We start from the raw sequence: 20,422 nt of genomic DNA, 5'->3' as shown, positions 1-20,422 counted from the left end.
ACCTACGGCAGCAGCTTCTCGATGTGGTGGGCCGCGGTGACGACCCCGCCCGCCGCGGCGAACTCGGCGCGCAGCCGGCCCGCGGCGGCCCGGTAGGAGGGCTCGGTGAGCACGGTACGCAGGGCCGGCCCGAGCGTCGCCGGCGTCGAGCGGCCGAAGCGCACCCGCAGGCCGGCCCCGGCGCGCACGACCTGCTCACCGATGACCGGCTGATCGTCACGGACCGGCGCCACGATGAGCGGAACACCGTGGGACAGCGCCTCGCACACGGTGTTGTTGCCCGCATGGCACACGACCGCGTCGAGCCGGGGCATCAGCTCGACCTGGGGCACGAACGGACGGACGAGCAGGCCGGCCGGGGTCAGCCGGGCCAGGTCGTCCAGCGCCCCCTCCGGCGCGACCACCACGCCCTGCACCTGGTCGGACATTCCGGCCAGGGCCTCGGCCGCGGCGCGCAGGAAACGCCCACCGGCCTCGCGGGTGACCGTGCCGAGCGAGACGAGGACGGTCCGCCGGCCGCCGTCCAGCCAGCCCCAGGGGAAATCCGGAGCCTCGCGGCGGATACCGGCCGCGCACCCGATGAACACATGGTGCGAGGGATGGCTCTCCGGCCGCAGCAGTGAGGGCACGGAACAGACCAGGGTCAGATCGTCGGAGAAACGGAGGTCGGCCGCCAGCACCTCCCGCTCGGGGACGCCGTNCGACAGCTGGAACTCCCGCAGGCGGTCGGACACCCAGTGCCCGAAGCCCGCGAGCACCGCGTAGGGATCGTCGAACTCCGCCGACGTGGTCGCCAGGGTCGCCCACCGGATCCCGTCCCGCCGGGCGACCAGCGCCGCCCCGATGGCCTGCTGGTCGACCACGAGCACGTCCGGGCGCCAGCGCCGGATGACGTCCTCCATGTCCCGCGCCATCGAGGTTCCCAGCGGAAGGATGAACTCCTCCCACAGGAACTTCAGTGACGCGGGACCACGCAGGGATCGGGACCGTGCCTCCAGGCCGGCCCGCTGCTCGGCGGTGATCTCATCCCGCAGCGGGATGANCGGCAGGCCGGGCGGGACGAGTGCCCCGACGACGCTGGCGTGCCCGGTCAGCGCGACCTCGTGCCCCCGTGCGGCCAGCTCACCGGCGATGCCCACCGCCGGGTTGACATGGCCGGTCAGCGGCGGCACCGCGAAGAGGATACGGCTCATCTCCTGCCCCCCTGCCCTGCCCCGCGATCGGGTCAGGCTTCCGCCGACGGCCCGGCGCCGGCCGACGCCGTCGACAGCTCGACCGAACGGTGCTCCCCGTTGAGGTCGGGCGGCGGAATCATCTGGCGCACCCAGTCCGGGGTCTCGTAGCCGGCCCCGCGCACCTGGTGCCGCGGCATCGGCTCGTCCCGCGCCAGCAGCCACCAGCGCAGCAGGTCCCGCAGGTAGTCGGCCGCCTCGCGCAGCACCATGTGGGTGTGCTGCTCCAGGACCACCAGGGTGCAGTCGGGCACCAGCTCCGCGAGCCCCTCGGCCTGGTTGATGATCTCCGAGTTCTCCCCGTAGACGGCGAGGACCGGCATCGGCAGCACCGCGAGCTCCGCCGGGGAGAAGGGCGGGGTCGCCAGCATGTCCTGGGCGACCGAGGTCTCCTTGAGCAGCGCCTGGGCCGAGCGCGCGATCCTGGTGACGGCGCGGCCGGCGGTGTTGGCGAGCCACTCCTCGACCTCCTCGTCGGTGACGGCCGCGAGCACCTGGGTCAGCGACCGCGCCATCTCCTCGCCGAGGCCCTCGATGAGGAAGGGCGGCTCGATGAGGGTCAGGCTCGCCACCCGGCCCGGGTTCGCCAGGCCGAACGCCAGGGTCAGCGTGGCGCCGTAGCTGTTGCCGACGATGTGGACGGGCCGGTCGACGCCGAGCGCGTCGAGCAGGCCCGTGAGGTCCGCCATCGAGTCGGCCATGGTGTAGCCGGTCGCGGTCCGCTCGCTGCGGCCGTGGCCGCGCAGGTCGTAGCAGATGACATCGCAGCCCGCACCGGCCAGGCAGTTCCCCAGCGCGAAGTAGAAGCTGGAGATGTTGTCCATCACCATGCCGTGCACCATGACGACAACCGGCGAGTCCGCGGTGGCCCCGCCTTTCGGTTCCAGTCGCTGCACATGCAGACGAACACCGTTCGCGACGATCTCAGCCACGAGCCTTCTCCCTAGCTTCGTTCACGTGGATTGCCCGCGCGGCCCGCCGTGACCCGCGCATCTGTGGGCCGGTCGTCCCCCNGGGAATGCCTGTTCGCGTCTTTACGGGGCTACCGACGGCGCCGCGCCGTCGATGCTGTCGACGATGAAGCCGACGACCTCCCCGACCCGCATGTTGATCACACGGTCGATGTCCATCTCGGCCAGGAAGCCGACGAAGTCGACGTTCTCCCCGTAGGTCTCCCGGAGCCGGTCGGCGAAGGTGACGAACTCGATGCTCTCGAGCTCCAGATCCTCGTTGAAGGAGGTCTCCATCCCGATCGACATATCGACGATGTACTCCTCGCCGATCACGTCGCGCAGGATCTCCGCGACCTCGGTGAGCACCTGATCGGCACGGGCTGTCTGCGCCGCGCTCGCGGCGGCGCTCGACTGGTCGGTGGTGGTCATCGCTGCGTCTGCTCCTCACTGCTGATGGATCGCGGGTGCGCGTGCTCTGCCGCCGAGGACCGGGCCGCCCGCTCGGTCCGGGGCGACGTCCAGGCGACGGCATAGTTGCCGAGGTAGCCCCCGGCCGGTGCGGCCAGCCGGTCGCCGGGCTCCGGATCCGTGCGCGGCCGGCCGGTGGTGTCCACGGTGCGCAGGGCCACCCAGCGCGCCGCGGCGGTCGGCGCCGACGCCGCGAGGACGACCGGGATCAGCAACGGTGCCGGCAGGTCGGGCTGGTCACCCGGCATCCCAGGCGGGTGGACCACCACCCCACCCGGCCCGTGCGTCACCGCGGCGGGCACCGGACGGCCTCCCTGCACCGGCTGGCCGACCACGAACCGCCGTGGATCGCCGGCCGGGTCCAACCCGCCCGCCCGCGCCACCGCCTGCTTCGCCGCCGTGAAGCGGGCCAGCCAGACCGCGCGGGCATCCGGGTCGCCGCCGGCCAGTTCGTCGAGCAGGCGCAGCTCGGTGTCACCGAGGGTGGCACGCTCCACGTCCCCGTCCCGGCGTTCGACCCGGTCCAGCCCGATCCCGACCCGGGGCACGGTTGCGCCGCCGCCCTCGCCACCCAGGCTACCCGCGAGCTCGCCACCGAGGTCACCGCCGGGATCACCGCCGGCGGGGTCGTCCTCGACGATCGCCACGGCGATCTCGGGACGGTGCGCGACACTGACCGCGGGCGGGCGCAGCGCCGGCAGGCCGGGCCGGGTCGGTACCGCGTCGACGACCGGGTGCCCGGACGGCAGGTCCGACATCCCGACCTCGATCGGCCACACCTCGCCGGCCCCGCGCTCCCACCAGCCGCGGCGCACCGCGTCCTTGACGGCGATGCGTCCCAGCAGCCAGGAACGGGCCGCGAGCGGATTGCGGCGCGCCAACAGCTCGCGCTCGGCCGCGTCGAGGTAGTGGCGCAGCGACAGCTCCCGGGACGCGGGATCACGCCAGTGCTCCGTCACGACCACCCACCCGTCGGCCGTGGACTGGCTCTGGGTGTTGGCCTGCGGCGCGAGCGCCATCGACCACAGGACGTCGTCCTCGGAGAAACGCCGGTCGGTCCAGCCGCGGATGTGCGCCCACAGTCTGCCGTCGCCGTCCCGCAGCTCCATGTCCGCGGTGGCGGTGCGTTCGGTGACGTCACGGATGCGGCCCAGGTAGGACATCTCCTTCCCGGTTCCCGGCGGCGGCCCGAAGAAGCGGATCGAGACGACCGAGGCCGGGAAGAGCAGCCAGTCCGACGGAAGGTACTGCATGCCCCAGTAGCCGAAGAGCTGACCGGCGTTGTCGAGCAGCGCGCCGCTGGCGTGCGTCACCCGCAGCCGGCCGCGCAGCCCCGTCGGCGCCATCCCGTCGACCGACTCGACGCCCTGGTAACCGGGGCCGTGGAAGAGCAGCCGGTCGTCGTAGATCGCCCGACCGGTGTGCGGCGAGGGCGCCTCGCCGGGGATCCGGACCTCACCGGCGGCCCCGGGGCACGGGACGAACCCGGCGGAGACGTCGGTCGTCGCGGGCGGCGCCGGGAAGTCCGCGGCGAAGACGATCGTCGCCCGGGTGTAGCCGGCCACGTCCACCCGGATCTCGTCCNGGGTGAGCGGGGTGCACGTGATGGTCACCTGGACCGGCGGCTCGATGGCCAGCCAGCGGGTCGCGCGGACGTCCCTGACCTCGACCACCGGCCGGCCCGGCCGCAGTGCGGACGCCTCGGCGATCATCATCTCGAGGACGCCGGTGAGCGGCACGACCGGGAACAGGTCGGACGCGTCGGACCAGCCCGGCGGCTGCCGGTAGAAGCAGTGGTCGATCACTTCGGGCATGGTCGCCAGGGAGAGCTCACGGCGCACGGTACGTCGCCCGTCGGCACCGCTGGCTGCCGGAACAGCGCTCGCCGGAACAGCGCTCGCCGGAGCGGCGCTCGCCGGAGCCGTGGCCGCCGGAGCGGCGGCCGCCAGCGGCGACCGGCCCGGCGCCTGGGCCGTCGGGCGAGCCACACCGCCGGTGCGAGACAGCAGCGCGGCGGTGAGGTCCGGCGCATCCGCCCCCAGCCGGACCAGCGGAGTGCCGAGCTTCAACCGCACCGCTCTGTCTGGCCGCACCGCTCTGTCTGGCCGCACCGCCCGGCCGGGCGCTGACGAGCGCGATGCCGGGGCCACCGGGCCCGCCGGAGCGGCCGGGGCCTCCGGCCGGCTGCGGCACGGCAACAGGTCGAGGCGCACCTCGGCGCCCTCCGCCCACAGCGCGACCGCGACACGCCGGAGCTGATCCAGGCCCGACCGCCGCGCGGAGTTCGTGACCAGCGAGGCGTGCTCGTCCTCGGCACCGCTCAGGGTGTCGTCGACGAAGCCGGCCACGCTGCCCATTCCGACCTGTACGAACACCCGGACGCCGGCGGCGTGCAGGCTGCGCGCCAGCTCCCGGAAACGCACCGGCTCAAGCAGGTGGCGGACGGCCAGCTCGCGGACCTCAGCGTGCCCGGTCGGATACGGAGCCACCGTGGTAGCGGACCATACCGGGACGTTCGGGGTGTGCAGGGGGGTGGCGTACAGGCTCTCCCGCAGCCGCTCGATGTGCGGTTCCAGGAACGGCGAATGGAACCCGGACCGGAACGGCAGCGCCTGCCCGAGCACCCCCCGCGCACGCAGCCGGGCCAGCGCGGTGTCGACGCTCTCCACCCGGCCGCAGATGATCGACTGGTGCGGGCAGTTGTCGTGCGAGACGACGACGTCGGGCAGGTCGGCGATCACCTCGGCGGCGACGTCCGCGCCGCAGCCCAGCGCGCCGAACACGACTCCCGGCACCTCGATGGAGGCCGGGTCGAAGGCCCCGATGAACGCGTCGGCGTACTTCTCGCTGATCAGACCGGCCGAGAGCATGGCGTTCCACTCGCCCACGCTGTGTCCGCCGACCACGTCCGGAGTCACTCCGAGCCGGCGCAGCGCCACGTCGAGCACCCGGCCCACCTGCACACTGGCGACGCCGTGATGCCCGAGGTCACTGGTGTCACCCAGAGCCGGCCGGGCGAGCCCGAAGTGATCGCAGATGTCGTCGATCCGTGGTTCGAATTTGTCCTCCAGGCCACAGAAGAGGAACGCCAGCCGGGGCACGGCCGCGGCCGGATCGCCCGCGCTCGAGGCCACGGCCGACGCCGGTCGCCGCGCGAGCAGCGGCGCCGGAGTGAACCAGAGATCATTGCGGCCGCGCCAGGCCGTCCCGCGGGCAGCCACGGTGCGGGCCAGTGCGAGGCGGCGCGGTGTCGGTGCCACCAGGGCCAGCCGGAACGGACCGCCCACCGGGGCGCGGGCCGCGTCGTCCCGGCCGAGCAGATCCGCGTCCGGCACGTCGAGCTGAGCGACGATCTCGGCCGCCGAGGAACCCGCGAACAGCAGCACCGGCTCGGCGGCCGGGTCGGCGACGGGCGCCGCGGCCCGGTCGGCGGCGAGCGCCACGCCCGAGCCGGCCGCGGAGCCGGAACCGGACCCTGAGCCGGTGCCGGTGCCGGTGCCGGTGCCGGGACCGGCACCGGTGACGACCGGATCGACGGCGCCGACCCGGTCCTCGGCGTGTTCCTCCAGGACCAGGTGGGCGTTGACACCCCCGAACCCGAACGCGTTCACGCCGGCCCGGCGGGGGCCGGGGCCGGTCCGCTCCCACGGGACCGCCTCCCGCACGGGGGCGAACCTGCTCCCCTCGAACAGCGGATGGGGCTCTTCACAGTGCAGCGTCGGCGGCAGCGTGCGGTGGTGCAGGGCGAGCGCGGCCTTGATCAGCCCGGCCATACCGGCGGCGGGCATCGCATGCCCGATCATCGACTTCACCGAGCCGATGCCGACCCGGCCCCCGCCGGGGGCATCGCCGAAGACCTTCGTCAGGGTCGCCAGTTCCGCGCCGTCACCCGCCGGCGTGGCGGTGCCGTGGGCCTCGATGAGGCCGACCGCGCCGGGCAGCGCCGGGTCGAGCCCGGCGTCCGCCCAGGCTCGTTCGATGGCCAGGATCTGCCCGGACGACGCCGGTGCCATCAGGCTCGCGGTGCGGCCGTCACTGGACGAGCCGGACCCGCGCATCACCGCGTACACCCGGTCACCGTTCGCGCGGGCGTCGGCCAGCCGCTTGAGCACGACCATGCCGACCCCCTCACCCATGAGGATGCCGTCGGCGCGGCGGTCGAACGGGCGGATCCGCTGCGTCGGCGAAAGCGCCCGCAGCAGGGTGAACAGGCTCCAGAAGGAGACCTCGTGCACGATGTGCACACCACCGACGATCATCGCGCCGGCCCGGCCGCTCGCCAGCTCCCGCATGGCCGTGTCCACGGCCACGAGGGAGGACGCGCAGGCCGCGTCCACCGTGTAGGCGGGGCCGTGCAGGTCGAGGCGGTTCGCGATGCGGGACGCGGCCAGGTTGGGCACCAGGCCGATGGACGCCTCGGGCCGCTGCGGCCCCAGCCGGGCCAGGAACGCGTCGACCACCTGGTCCACGGCCGAGTCCGGGACGTCCGGCAGCACCTCACGCAGCGTGGTCGCCAGCTGGTGGGATGTCCGGACCCGCTGTTCCAGGCGGGCCACGCCGGGGCCGACGTACCCGCCCCGGCCGACCACGACCCCGACCCGGCCGGTGTCCCCGAGCGCCTCGGGGCCGCCGGCGTCGTCCATCGCCTCGGCGGCAAGCCGCAGGGCGAGGAGCTGGTCGGGCTCGGCCCAGTCGACCGAGACCGGGACGATGCCGAAGCGCGCCGGGTCGAAGTCGGCCAGGTCGTCCACGAAGCCGCCCCGGCGGCAGTAGAAGCCCGCCCCGTCGGGACGCCGGTCGCCGCCGCCGCGCCCCGGCTCGGCCTCGGCGAAGTACTCGTCGACGTCCCAGCGCCCCGCCGGGACGTCCCGGATCGCGTCCACGCCGCCGACGATGTTGCGCCAGTAGGTGTCCAGGTCACCCGCGCCGGGGAACAGCGCCGACATCCCGACGACGGCGATCTCGTGCCCGCCGCGGGTCGAAGGACCAGACATCGAAGGACTGGGCGTCGGGAGATCAGGCATGGAACGACTCGACCCCACCGCACATGTAGACCACCTGCGCCGGTGCGCCCGCGGCCGGCTCGCCCAGCTCACGCAGCAGCGCGGCGACACCCTCCTCCGGGTCGATCAGACCGATGCCGCGGCGGGCGTACTGGCTGGCGAGTTCCTCGGAGACCATCCCGCGGCCGGCCGGCGCGGTGGGATCGACCCCCCACGGGCCCCAGTCGACGCTCACGACGCGGCCGGCGAACCGGGTCGAGGCCGCGTGGGCGAGTACGTCGAGGGCGTCGTTGGCCGCGGCGTAGTCGACCTGGCCACGGTTGCCGAACACCCCGGCCACNCTGCCGAAGAGCACCACGAAGCCCACATCGGGCCGCAGCGCGTCCAGCAGTGCGCGCGCGCCGTCCACCTTGGTGCCGAACACGCGGTCGAAGGACTCGGGGGTCTTGCTTCTCAGCAGACGATCGTCCAGGACGCCGGCGCCGTGCACCACACCGTCCAGCCGGCCGTGCCGCCGGTACACGTCGGCGATCACCTCGGCCAGCGCGGCCCCGTCCCGCACATCGATGGCGTGATAGCGGACGGAGGACGCGGTCTCGGCCAGCGTGGCCAGCGTCGCGCGGATCTCCCGCTCCGCCAGGATCCGCCCGATCCGCTGCTCGATCTGCGCCGGCCGGCGCACCCCGGCCGCGATCAGCGCTCGGCGCAGGGCCGGCGCGTCCTGCGCGGCAGCGGTCGCGGGGTCCTCGGGACCCCGCGGGAGGGGCGTGCGCCCGACCAGCTCGACCGCGCACCCCGTAGCCCGCGCGAGCGCCAGCGCGGTGCGCGCTGTGATACCCCGGGCACCACCGGTGAGCAGCACGACGCCCGCGGCATCCAGCCCCGCCAGCGCCCCGCCGGCCGCGGCCGGGTCGGCACCCGCGTCGGCGAGCTCGACGGCGCGCAGTTCCGGACTGATCCGGACGTCATCCCGGTATCCGACGACGATCGGCGCGGCCGGGTCGAACAGCTCCGCGAGCAGTCGCTCCGCGATCCGGCGCGGCTGTGCCTTGGGATGGATGTCCACCAGCCTGACCTGGGTGTCCGACAGCTCGTGTGCGAGGGTGCGGACCAGACCCGCCAGCCCGACGCCCGCGGCCGGCTCGACGCTCTCCCCGCCGCGCCCGAGATCGCCGCCGAGACCGGTCACGACCACGAGGCGCCGGGGACCGGCGAGAGCCGCCGCACGCAGAGCCGGGAAACCGGCCGGAAGTGCCGCCGCCGGACCACTCGCAGCCCCGGTGGACGCGAGCCAGAACAGGCCGTCCGAGCCCGCCTCGGCCGCGAGCAGCGTGACGAGCTCGGGACTGTCGGCCGACAGGATGCGGACGTGCGCACCGGCCTGCTCCAGCAGGGTCGACAGCGCCAGGCCGATACCCAGACCGCCTTCGACGACGGTGAAGCGCGAGCCCGCCAGCGACGTGGCCGTGCCGGCCGCCACCAGCGCGTCCCACGACCGCAGCGCGGGCAGCGCGACATGATCGACGACGAACCGGCGGAGGGGTATCGGCGGCACGCTCGTCGCCCCGCCGGCCGCGGCCGCCGGCGCGGGGGCACTGGTCATTGTGCCGGCAGTGGCTGCCGTGACGGCACCAGCCGCCGAGCCGGCCGCCGAGCGGGCGGCGAACGTCGGATCCGTGGTGCCCCGAGGCGCGGAAAGCACCCCCCAGCTCTCCGGTGCGGCCGGGGCCTGGGCCGGGACGTCCGCCGACCTGGCCGGCGCCGGGAGCAGGGCGACCGGCGAACTCTGCGCCACGGCCAGGCCCGACCGGCCGTTGGGCGCCGCGGCGGTGAGCGCCGCGGACGTGGCAGCCGGCACCTGGCGGGCAGCGCCCTCCGATCCGGCGGACTCCCAGCCGGCGCCACCCTGCCCGGGCACGTTGGCGGGCCCACCGGATCCGGCCGAACCGGCCGAACCGGCCGAACCGGCGGGGCCGGCGGGGCCGGCGGGGCCGGCCGGGCCAGCGGAACCCGGTCCGGCGGCACCTCCCGACCGCGGGGGCGCGGACCCCTCGGCGGCCGCGCGCTCGACGATCCAGGCGGCGATACCCCGGACCGTCTTCACCGCCGCAAGTTCCTCCACCACCGACTCATCCACATCGGACAGCTCCGACGAACCACCACCGACACCCGGCAGACCCACCCGCCCGGCAAGCTCGCCCAGAATCTCCGTCCGCTTGATCGAATCAATCGACAGATCAGCCTCAAGATCCAGATCNGGCTCCAGCATCTCCACCGGATAACCCGTCAGATCCGCGATCACCCCGACCACCGAATCGGTGACCGACTCCACCGAAAGCACAGGCCCCACCGAAAGCACCGGCCCCACCGAAAGCACCGGCTCGACCGGCAGCGCCGGCTCCGGCCGGGGCGCAGTCGCATCCGGCGTCGGCGCCGCCACGGCGACACCGATCTCCGGGGTGACCGGCGAGACACCCGCGGCCGCGTCCGGGTAGGCGGAAGAACCTGGGCCGAGGTGGGTGACCGGGGCCGGGGTGGCCACGTTCGGCAGACCGTCATAACCAGGCGACGACCACGTCCCGCCAGCCGCGTGGTCCGGCCCCGTCGCCGTCGGCGCCGGCGCCACCTGCGCCGGAGCCACCTGCGCCCGGGCCGCCGGAGCGGGCGCCGGCGGGGTCCCCAGGCCGGCGCCCAGGTAGGTCAACAGGACGTCCCGCTGAGCGGCGACGATCTCACGACCCGCGCGCAGGAACTCCAGCATGACGGTGTCGGCCGGGCTGGCGGTGGGAGTGGCCGGCGCCGGGCCCCCGGCCGGCCGCGCCTGCGCGCCCGGATCCGCGCCGAGGGCGAGATCCGCGCACGGAGGTGCCGCGCCGTTCATGCCCGGGCCGCCCACCGGGTGGCCAGGCAGGTGGCCGTCGTCCGTTCGTTGGCTGCCCACAGGAGAGCCTCCGCCCAAGTCGCCGAGCCGCGCACGAGCCGCGTCGTGTCGAGGTACCGGTACGCCATTGCCTTCCACGTTGCTCCCCGCGCCGCCGTTGCCGTTCCCGACCGCGGACCCGACGGCGGGGCCAGCTGTCCATCCGACGGTGGAGCCGGCCGCGGGCCGGTGCGGCGCCCGGCCGGCGGCTCCGTTCGGCGACGGGCTTCCGTTCGGCTGCCCGACCGCGGGCAGGGCCACGGTCCCGTTCGGCCGGTGCGCTCCGTTCTGCCCGTGCGCTCCGTTCTGCGCGTAGGACCCGTTCTGCCCGTAGGACCCGTTCAGCCCACTGGCCCCGTTCGACGCGTGGACCGCGCTCCCGGCTCCGGCACCGGCACCGCTGGTGGCCGGTGGCGTGGCGGGGGTGACCCGCCGCGCGGGCCGCAGCCCACCGGGCAGGTGGCCGCCGTCCCTGGTCAGGACGTAGGCGCCGTCGATCAGCCAGCCCGGCTGGCGCGGCATCCGGTCGACCTGGACCGTTTCGGCGTCTCGGCCGCTGAACAGCGGGGACGGGTCGACGTCCACCCCCGCGGCAGCGAGTTCGGCCACCGCGAGCAGCAGCCGCCGCAGCCCCTGCTCACCCGCGGCGTCGGTGGCCACCGCGCGATGCGGCCGCCCGGCCAGGATCTTGCCGGTGAGCTGCGAGAGCACCCGGCCCGGCCCGACCTCGACGAAGACCCGCACCCCCGCGGCGTACATGGCCTCGATCTGCTCCACGAAGCGCACCGGGGCCGCGACCTGCCCGGCCAGCACCTCGCAGACCTCGTCGGGCGCCTCCGGATACGGGGTGGCGGTGGTGTTGGACCACACCGGGATCTCGTTCGGGCCGATGGCCGTGCCCTGCAGTTCGGTGGCCAGCGCCGCGGTCGCCCCGCCCACGACCGGGCTGTGGAAGGCGCACGCGACCGGGATCCGCCGGGAGGACAGGCCCGCGGCCTTCAGCCGCTGGACGGCCGCGTCGACCGCCGCCGTGGGGCCCGAGATCACCGTCTGCCGGGGAGCGTTCTGGTTGGCGAGCGAGACGCCCGCGACGGTGCCGTCCTCGGCGGCCGCTCCGAGGACGGCGCGGATCTGCTCCGCGGTCGCCGAGACCGCCGCCATGGTGCCGGGGTCGTCACCGGCCGCGGCGAGGATCGCCTCCGCGCGGGCACGGCTGAGCCGCACCAGCGCGTTCCGGTCGAACACACCCGCGGCGCACAGCGCCACCAGCTCGCCGTAGGAGTGCCCCGCGACATGGTCGGGACGAATCCGCAGCCCGGTGAGCAGGTCATGGACAGCCAGATCGGCGAGCCCGAGCGCCGGCTGGGCGGCCCGGGTGTCGGTCAGGGCCGCGACCTGCGCGGCGCGTTCGGCGTCGCTGAAGGCCACGGCGGGGAACATCTTGGCGGCCACGTCAGGGGCGAGTTCCAGCAGCGAACGCAGCCGCGGGAAGGCCACAAAGAGATCGGCGAGCATGCCGGGCCGCTGGCTGCCCTGGCCGGGGAAGAGGAAGGCCAGGTTCGGCGTCCCACCGTCGGCCGCGGGCAGCGTCCCGGACCCCGTGCCCGCGGACCCCGTGCCCGTGAACTCCTCGTCGCCACCGCGGACGAACAGCCCGAACCGGGCCGCGGACCGCGGTTCGCGAGCACGCTCCACGGCCGCCGGCAGGTCGTCGAGGTCGTCGACGACGAAGGCGATCTGGACGGGTCCCCCGGCCTCCTCGCAGACCGTCCGGGCGAAGTCACGCAGCCGGTGGGGGCGGCCCGCCTCCTCGTTGGCCCGGACCGAATCGGCAAGCCGGTCCAGCCGGCGCAACGCCGCGGTCCGGTCACGGCCGCGAACGAGGAACAGCTCCGCCGGCCAGCGGTCCAGGCCGTGCGCGGGCTCCGGCGCCTTGTCGTAGGCCGACACGACGACATGGAAGTTCGTCCCGCCGAACCCGAAGGCCGACAGCCCGGCGTGGCGCTGGGCCGGGGCGGCGACCCACGGGCGTGCCTCGGCGTCGAAGTAGAACGGGCTGCTGTCCCGCTCCCAGTACGGGTTGGGCTCCTCCACATGCAGGGTCGGCGGGCGGACACCGGTCTCCACCGCGCGCGCGACCTTGACCAGGCCCGCGAGCCCGGCGGCGCACTTGGTATGGCCGATCTGCGATTTCACCGAGCCGACCGCGCACTGGCCGGCACTGGCGCCGTGCTCGGTGAACACCTCGGTGAGTGTCGCCAGTTCGGTCCGGTCACCNACGACCGTCCCGGTGGCGTGCGCCTCCAGCAGGCCGACTTCGGAGGGCGAGACGCCCGCCCACGAGTAGGCCCGCTCCAGCGCCAGCACCTGCCCGGCCTTGCGCGGCGCCGTCAGCCCGAGCGCGCGGCCGTCGGAGGAACCGGCGACTGCCCGGATGACGGCGCGGATCCGGTCACCGTCGCGCTGCGCGTCCGCCAGCCGCTTCAGGACGACCACCGCGACGCCCTCGCCGAGGCTCGTACCGTCGGCACCGGCGGCGAAACTGCGGCAACGCCCGCCCGGGGACAGCGCGTGCACCGAAGAGAAGAGCAGGAAGTCGTGCACGGCGGAATGCGTGTCGACGCCGCCGCACAGCACCAGGTCCGAGGAGCCCGCCGCGAGTTCCTTGCAGGCCGCGTCCAACGCCGCGAGCGAGGACGCGCAGGCGGCGTCCACGGTGAAGTTGAGACCGCCGAGGTCCAGGCGGTTGGCGACCCGGCCGGCTATGACGTTCGCCAGCAGCCCGGGAAAGGAGTCCTCGTCCAGATCGGGAAGGAGCTCCTCCAGTTCCGCGGGCAGCTCGCCGACCCAGGCCCGGTGCGCGGAACGGAAACCGTAGGCGGTGGAGAGATCGGAGCCCGATTCCGCGCCGAACACGACGGACGCGCGCCGCCGGTCGAACTCGCGGCGGTCGTATCCGGCGTCCCGCAGCGCCCTGGCGGAGACCTCGAGCGCCAGCAGCTGCCCCGGATCGATACTGCGCAGCGAGCGCGGCGGAATCCCGTACGCGAGGGCGTCGAACGGGATCCGCGGCAGGAAACCGCCCCATTTCGACGGGGTCCGCCGGCCGGCGTCCTTCAGTACGGAGTCGGGGTCGTAATAGAGGTCGGCATCCCAGCGGTCCGGCGACACCTCGGTTATCGCGTCCACACCCGCCACGACGTTGGCCCAGAAGTCCTTCTCGTCGGCGGCGCGGGGAAACACCGCGGACATGCCGACGATCGCGATGTCGAGCGGACGCGCGGACTCACGCACGGCCGCGACCGAGCGAGCGGCCCGCGCCGGCTGCCCGTCGGCACCGGTTTCACCACCGTCAGCCTGGCCGTGAGCCTGGCCGTCGGCCCGGTCGTCGGCCCGGTTGCCGCCGCGGGCGGTGGCCTCGCCGCCGAGTCGATCGTCGACCGGGACGGCCGGCAGCGGGACATCCACCGGCACCGCCAGCTCGCCCACCCGCGCGGCGAGGTGAGCCGTCGCGCCGTCCGTGACCTCGGCGTGCAGTTGGCTGAGCGTCGTGCGCTCCGCACGCAGACCCGCGACCTGGCCGATCATGAACATCCCGTCGGTGGCCTGCTCCCGCGGCCCGACCGCCACCAGTTCCGAACCCTCCCGCCGGACACCCCGACTGGCGATCCGGAGGCGACCGAGGTTGAGCTGCTCCAGCTCGGCCCACATCTGCTTGCGCGGGACGCCGGCCGCGGTCAGTTCGTCCCGGCGGCGCAGGAAGTCGCGCACATAGTCGGACTCCACGCAACGCGTCGCGTGCCCCGGAGAGGTCTCCAGCAACACCGTGCGGGAGGCGGCGAGCGCCGCCTCCTGGAAGCCCGGCATGATCGCGCCGTCGGCGACGGCCTCCTCGGTGAACAGGTACGCGGTGCCCATGAGCACTCCGACCCGGGCACCCCGTTCGACCAGCGGGGCCGCCGCCGCGGCGACCATCGCGGCCGAGGTGGCGTCGTGGATCCCGCCGGCGAACAGCACATCCACGTCCCGCAGCGACTCCGGGCCGTCCTGCGCGCGCCGGGCGAACGCCAGCAGCCCGGAGATCTGCGCCTCCCAGAGCGGGAAGCTCGCCCGCGGCCCGACATGGCCGCCGCACTCACGCCCCTCGAAGACGAACCTGCGTGCGCCGTCCGCGAGAAACCGCTCCAGCAGACCCGGTGACGGGACATGCAGGAAGGTGTCGATTCCCACGGCCTCCAGCGGAGTCGCCTGGGACGGCCGGCCGCCGGCGATCAGCGCGCAGGGCGGGCGAACCGCGTGTACCGCGTCGAGCTGCGCGGCGCGGATCTCCGGCGGCGCGAAGCCGAGGACGCCGACTCCCCAGGGAAGGTCGCCGAGAAGGCCGGCGGTCTCCGCCAGCAGCGCGCGGGCCTCGTCTCCACTCATCAGGGACAGCGCCAGGAACGGCAGCCCGCCCGCCCGGGCGACCGAGAGCGCGAAGTTCGCGCGGTCGCTGACCCGCGTCATCGGCCCCTGTGCGACCGGGTGGCGCAGCCCCCTGGCGGTGGCGAAGGGGGAACCGGCGGCCAGCGGGCGGTGCTGGGCGGCCGAGGCCAGGGCGGCGCGGATCCCGGCCCGCACCTCGCGCACCACCACGGTCGCCGACCCGTAGCGGTCGGCGAGATCGGCGGCGAAGGCACCGTCCTGGCCGACCGGCAACAGCTGGGTCCGCAGGTCACGGCACCCGAACCGCCCCGCGATCGGCCCGGCCGCAGCGGAGCCCCCGGCCACGGCGGAGCCCCCGGCCACGGTGGCGGTGACGCCCGCGGTCAGCGCGCCGTCCGAAGCCCGTTCGCCCCCGGTGTCCAGGAAGTCCGTCTCCGGCTCGTCGGGCACCGGCGCTCCGGCCTGGGCGGGCGCCGCCCAGCCCACCAGCCCGGCAACCGGCAGATCCGGCCGGACGTAGACCCGGTGGCCGTCGATCAGCGCCGTCTCGCTGCCGTCCATCGCACGGACGGCCCGCGCGACGTCGGCCGGCAGCTCCATCTCGCGTACGAGCGCCAGTTGCGAGTCGAGGACGACCCCGGCCGCACCGCCGGCGACGGCAGCGGCCGCCGTCACCGGACCGAGCCCGCCGGCGGCCCACACCGGGGCAACAGTCCCGTCTCGCCGTGTCGGCTTCGCGGCGATCAGATGCTGTAGGAGAGTGAAGGTCGTGAGGTCACCGACCCGTCCGCCGGCCTCGTTGCCACGGGCGACCAGGCCGTCGGCGCCGTCGGCGAGCGCACGCAGCGCATCGGGAACCGAGAGCACCTCAACGAGCACCCGCCGCCCGTCACGGGATGCGTCCGCGACGCTCCAGGGTGAGTCCACCCCGAGCAGCACCGTGTCGACCAGTCCGGGCAGCTCGGAAAGCTCCCCGGCGCCCAGCGGGCAGCCCTCGGCCACCCGAACGCCGAACGGCCCGGGCGACCAGGCACCGGCCTGCCGCAGCGCCGCGCGACCCCGGGCCGCGTCGAGACCGAGGTCGAGAATTCCCAGTCCCCCGGCGTGCCCGGCCGCGGCGACCAGATGCGGGGCGGGTTCCCCGAACGGGCTGACAATGACGACCAGATCCCGTTCCGGCAGATCCGTGGGCTCGGTGCGGGCGTACGCGCTCGCTGCGCTGCTCATCGGTTGTTCCTCCTGGCCTGGCACCGCCGCGCACGACGACTACCGGGGTCAGTTGCTGTCAGCGGGGGGCGGACGCAGTCGGCGCGCCGACGCCAGCTTCGCCCGGGCACAGTCGGCACGCGACGAAGAACCATGAGTGATGCCGTCATAGCCGGCCCACCACGAAGTCGCCTGCCTCGTGCCGCTCCGAGCCCGGCACCGGCTGGGCGATCGGCGTATCAGACAGGTGCGGCTCCAGGTGAGGTACAGCGGCGACAACCGGGACGAACACGGCGTTGACGGCGACCATTCGGTCGCCATGACGGCAGTCCGGTCCAATCGGCTCACCTACGGCAACGAACGTGCGCGAAATCCTAGCCCGCCCGCGCCGCGTCTCCCCACCTAGGTGCCATCGCGAAACGACCCGGTGATCTGGCTGGTCAGCGACCTGCCCGGCGCTGGGGGACCCGCGTTCACCGGTCTGCGGGGCGGCCGGAGGGACCCGGTGGTCCCGGCCCGCCACACCCACGCCGACAGCGGGCGAAGTCATCCTGTTCACCGCGACGACATCATCCGCGGATGGAGAGTGCCACCGATTACACCGGAGTCCCGACTGCTTTCCGTTGTTAACACGGTCTGATACCTGGCACTGACAAGGCGTGGAAGGTCGGCAGCCGCACCAGACCGGAAGAACCGACGTGTCTTTCTCCGGCCGGGCACCGGGCNCGCGACCGCGGATCGCGTCGTTCCGCCACGACATGGCATTCATCCAGGCGTTCCTCCGGTCCCTACCGGAACAGCGCCCCGATGCCGGCCATGGACCGGACGGAAGCACTGTCAGCGGACTCGTCTCTTCTGCCCCCCGAGCACACGGCACTATGGCCCGTTCAACCTAGTCACTGCCCGGCCGGAGCCGCAAGCACAGGCGCGTGACTTTTCTGCGACCGCAACTCCCAACCACCGCACTGGTTCGATAAATGCCCTGTTCATGGCATTGCCGCAGCACGGCCGAAACCAGGATCCGCCATTGGGCACAACGATCCTCCGCACTCGCCGTGAGAGCGGTGAAGCAACGAAGACGGTACGATCGGACCACCCGAAGTAACTAGATACCGTCCACTGGTAGAACCAGTGCTGACGTTCGGATGGATGTTCCGCCCGGGGATCAGGGGGGCGGATTCAGCGCACGCGGCTTGATCGCACGGGGCTCGCTCGCACGCGGCGCGGGGCCATCCGGCGACGAGGGGCAGCGGCGACGACAACGTCACCCGCCGGGAGGGCATCATCTCGGCCACGGCGGCAGCGGCGGCGCATGCGCCACGCCAGAGCGGGCCCGGCTCGGCCGGCAGCGGTCAGGGGGTCACAGCCTGCCGCGCGGCGCCGCGCGTTCCGCCGGCCGGTCGCGATGCCGGCCGGCGCGATCCTGCCGTCGGGGTGCACCCTGCCCGCCGACGGGGGCCACCCGGCGACGGTGGGGCAAGTACGCACAGGCGCGGGATCACGGCGAATGCCCCGGTGAGCCCTGGACGTGGGTGCACGACAGAAAGCACAACGGACGACCAACCTACTCGGTTCCGCGCTCCTCGCGCGGGCCGACCGGGACCGCCTCCGCCGCCCGCACGGTCAGAACGGGCGGGCTCGGGCCGGCCGGCCGGCCACGGAACCAGCTGACCACCGGTCAGCCTGATCACGAGCGGGTCGATCATGGGTGGGCTGACCGCCGCGTCGGGCCTGGCGACAGAAGGCGCAGGCCCGACGCGACGAACGCGCGGCCACCCTGGCGGCGGCCCGCGGGGCGTGCGCGGGCGCGATCCGGATGTACGGGCGACAGAACCGCCGATCTCTCGGCAGTCCGGCATGGCCGGACCACGGCGGGTCCGGCCACAGGCCGGCCAGACCTGGGCGCTGGCCGGGCGGTGCTATCCAGGCGGCGCCACCGGCACGGTGCTGGCCGGGCGGCGCCACCTCGGTGGCGCGGGTCAGGCGTCTGACAAGCCGATGTTCTCGAGCGGGGGGTGCTGGGAGAAACCGGGGACGGCGAGACCGGCGGTCGGCACCGGGCGGGCACCTCCCACCAGCCGGGGGCATCGGGTCACTGGATCCGGGAATCCGGAAGCCGGGAACCCCGCAGCCGGGAACCAGGGCACCGGTGGCCCTGAGAACCCGTCTACAGCCGGGGCAGGCCCGGTGCCGGCATCGAGCCCATCTCACGCTGCCAGGCGAGCGCGAGCTGCGTGCGGTTCGAGCAGCCCGTGGCCACCAGCGCGTGGGTGAGATGGTGCTTGACCGTGTCGATGCTGATGCAGAGCGCCTCGGCGACCTGCCGGTTCGACTGGCCTTCCGCGACCAGCCGGACGACGTCGCGCTCACGGGCGGACAGCTTGGCCGTCACCGCCGGGCCCGGGTTCACCCTGATGTAGAAGCGCAGCAGGTTGCCCAGGTGACGGGCCAGGACCGCGCCGACGGCCCGGTCCCGCGGCCCGAACGCACCCGGCCGGGGGTCGAGCAGGGAGACCACAGCACCGACACCACTCGAACCCGCGAGCCTGATCAGCAGCTTCGCGTGGATCCCGTGGGCGCGCAGGAAGCGCTCCAGCCGCAGCCGCACCTCGGGACGGTCGGGCACGCCGATCTCGTCCAGGGTGACCAGGCCGCGCTCCCACATCAGCCGCAGGCTCTCCGGGTCGTTGAAGACCTCAAGGCTGCGGTAGCGCTCCAGGAACGGGCCGGCCATCCGCAGCGCCAGGCCGCGGCCGGTCGGGCGGGCGTCCTGGAAGGTCGCCTGCGGCGACGAGCCGAGGAAGAACGCCGAGTGGCGGTAGCCGAGATGGCGCGCCATGCCGTCGAGCGCCGCCTCACGGAACGCGGGCAGCGAGGCGGCCCGCTCGCAGTCCTCGACGACCCGCAGCACGCCGCGGAGTTCCGCGGCGCCCAGCGCCAGATCGCGGGGTACCTGCGGGCCGCGCGCCGGAACCGCGGCACGGCCGGGCAGGCCGGCCGCGACGGCGCCGGGGCGGGTGCGCGCCGCGGGGTGGCCCACCGCGGACGTCGCCGCGATCGGGGCGTGCCTCGCGGTGGGAGCCCGATGGGTGGCCGGCACGCCGGACGGCCGGGCAACCCCCGCCGATGTGTCCATCGTCACGGCAAGCCGGCCACTGGCCGGATGGGCACTGGGGCTACCATCGGGGTTGCTGAGCATTCGGTCAGTCACACATGCCTCCGGGGGCAGACCGACACCAGGTCACTGGCCGGTAGTCGCGAATCAGCCGGCGTATTTCCGGCCAAGGTGGACATGTTCGGCAAGCCTAGGGCCGCGACTACCCAGATGCCACCCCGTGACACCTACTTTCTGGCGCCTGATAAGCCTGACTGGCTTATGTGAGTAATGAACCTCAGTTCAAGCGTCATTTACCCGCCGGCCACCGTCCTTCGTCACGGCCTGAGCACGCGGCGTAACGACAACGGCAGGACTCCGCCCCCCAAAGGTGCCAGCAACGGCCCTCGAATTGGCCCGGTCCGGTCACCACCTCCACCTTCAGTCGCAGGCGTGTAAACGTTCGACACAGAGGGTAGTTTTCTCACCGAACGCATTTCGTTGATCACGTTAGGTCACCATTCTGGCGGGCATCGCAGGCGCGCCGATGCGAGGTGAGGCGTGTGACGACCGGATTCTCGATCTTCCTGATCGCCGCGGGAGCCACCCTCCGCTATGCGTTGTCCTACCGGTTGACAGGCATCGACCTGCACACGCTCGGATCGATCATCATGGGGACCGGCACGGCCACCTTGTCCGTCTGTATCGCCCGTGGGGTGCGCGCCGCGCGTCGCCGTCGACCGGCCCGGGTAGCGCGCACATTGCCCCTCCCCGCCTCGCCCCCCTCGGAAGATGGCACCGCGAGGTACTGCTGGCCCGCGGCGGAATCCGATCGACGCGCAGATCACGACCCGGCTGCATTTCCGCCCGGGGCCGACAGGACCTACTCCTGGCACAACCCCCGTCCGGGCATCCCCCGGGGCTGGGAGGACACCACCGACCTGGGCCCACCCGAGGGCGACCGCCCCACCGACCGGCCCGAAGGTGCCTGCGCCCGGTCCGCCGACCGGGCGGGCGCACACCCCACCCACAGCCACCTGCCCCCTCGGGCCAGCTGGCATCTCGACGACGCCGGCTGGCCGGACGAGGTCACCCCGCGGGCCACCAGCCCCGGGAGATAG

General features: G+C 73.9%; 8 protein-coding genes and 5 pseudogenes. 1 reads left to right on the top strand and 12 read right to left on the bottom strand.

Annotated elements, in window-relative coordinates; genetic code table 11:
• Positions 1–2 precede the first annotated feature (2 nt).
• The 12 genes and pseudogenes from UG55_RS35305 to UG55_RS10880 all read right to left on the bottom strand — a co-directional run.
• A pseudogene (locus UG55_RS35305) lies at positions 3–700 on the bottom strand (glycosyltransferase); the annotation flags it as partial.
• Position 701: 1 nt separating this feature from the next.
• Positions 702–1,042, bottom strand: a pseudogene (locus UG55_RS35300) (glycosyltransferase); the annotation flags it as partial.
• 1 nt (position 1,043) lies between these two features.
• Positions 1,044–1,193: pseudogene (locus UG55_RS35295) on the bottom strand (glycosyltransferase); the annotation flags it as partial.
• 32 nt (positions 1,194–1,225) lie between these two features.
• Positions 1,226–2,164, bottom strand: coding sequence for an alpha/beta fold hydrolase (locus UG55_RS10900; RefSeq protein WP_066066667.1), 939 nt, complete (start codon positions 2,162–2,164; stop codon positions 1,226–1,228).
• Between the two features lie 102 nt (positions 2,165–2,266).
• Positions 2,267–2,614: a phosphopantetheine-binding protein gene (locus UG55_RS10895; protein ID WP_066066665.1), complete on the bottom strand. Its 348-nt coding sequence runs from the start codon at positions 2,612–2,614 to the stop codon at positions 2,267–2,269.
• Positions 2,611–4,218: a polyketide synthase dehydratase domain-containing protein gene (locus UG55_RS35290; protein WP_396230869.1), complete on the bottom strand. Its 1,608-nt coding sequence runs from the start codon at positions 4,216–4,218 to the stop codon at positions 2,611–2,613. Before UG55_RS35290 ends, UG55_RS10895 begins: the two co-directional genes overlap by 4 nt.
• A gap of 20 nt (positions 4,219–4,238) precedes the next feature.
• The coding region (locus UG55_RS10890) for a type I polyketide synthase (protein WP_242424149.1) at positions 4,239–7,647 on the bottom strand (3,409 nt) is incomplete at its 3' end.
• A 22-nt stretch (positions 7,648–7,669) separates the two neighbouring features.
• Positions 7,670–7,996 (bottom strand): annotated as a pseudogene (locus UG55_RS35285) (KR domain-containing protein); the annotation flags it as partial.
• Between the two features lies 1 nt (position 7,997).
• The coding region (locus tag UG55_RS35280; protein ID WP_242424155.1) for an SDR family NAD(P)-dependent oxidoreductase at positions 7,998–9,259 on the bottom strand (1,262 nt) is incomplete at its 3' end.
• Between the two features lie 655 nt (positions 9,260–9,914).
• Positions 9,915–12,853, bottom strand: a pseudogene (locus UG55_RS35275) (acyltransferase domain-containing protein); the annotation flags it as partial.
• Between the two features lies 1 nt (position 12,854).
• Positions 12,855–16,228: beta-ketoacyl synthase N-terminal-like domain-containing protein (locus UG55_RS35270; RefSeq protein WP_242424147.1), on the bottom strand; the 3,374-nt coding region annotated here is incomplete at its 3' end.
• A gap of 2,146 nt (positions 16,229–18,374) precedes the next feature.
• Positions 18,375–19,418 (bottom strand): LuxR C-terminal-related transcriptional regulator, encoded by a 1,044-nt coding sequence (locus UG55_RS10880; protein ID WP_242424146.1) that lies wholly within the window; start codon positions 19,416–19,418, stop codon positions 18,375–18,377.
• 446 nt (positions 19,419–19,864) lie between these two features.
• Here UG55_RS10880 and UG55_RS10875 point away from each other — a divergent pair, with 446 nt between their 5' ends.
• Entirely contained in the window at positions 19,865–20,422 is a 558-nt protein-coding gene (locus UG55_RS10875; RefSeq protein WP_066066659.1) for a hypothetical protein, read from the top strand.

Origin of the sequence: Frankia sp. EI5c (assembly GCF_001636565.1) — a bacterium.
Classification (GTDB): domain Bacteria; phylum Actinomycetota; class Actinomycetes; order Frankiales; family Frankiaceae; genus Parafrankia.
Note: the sequence above shows the minus strand (reverse complement) of the source record. Positions and strands in the feature narration are given on the sequence as shown.

Excerpts from the sequence above, each read along its gene's own strand:
- UG55_RS10895 (WP_066066665.1), bottom strand. The coding sequence starts at position 2,614 with ATGACCACCACCGACCAGTCGAGCGCCGCCGCGAGCGCGGCGCAGACA.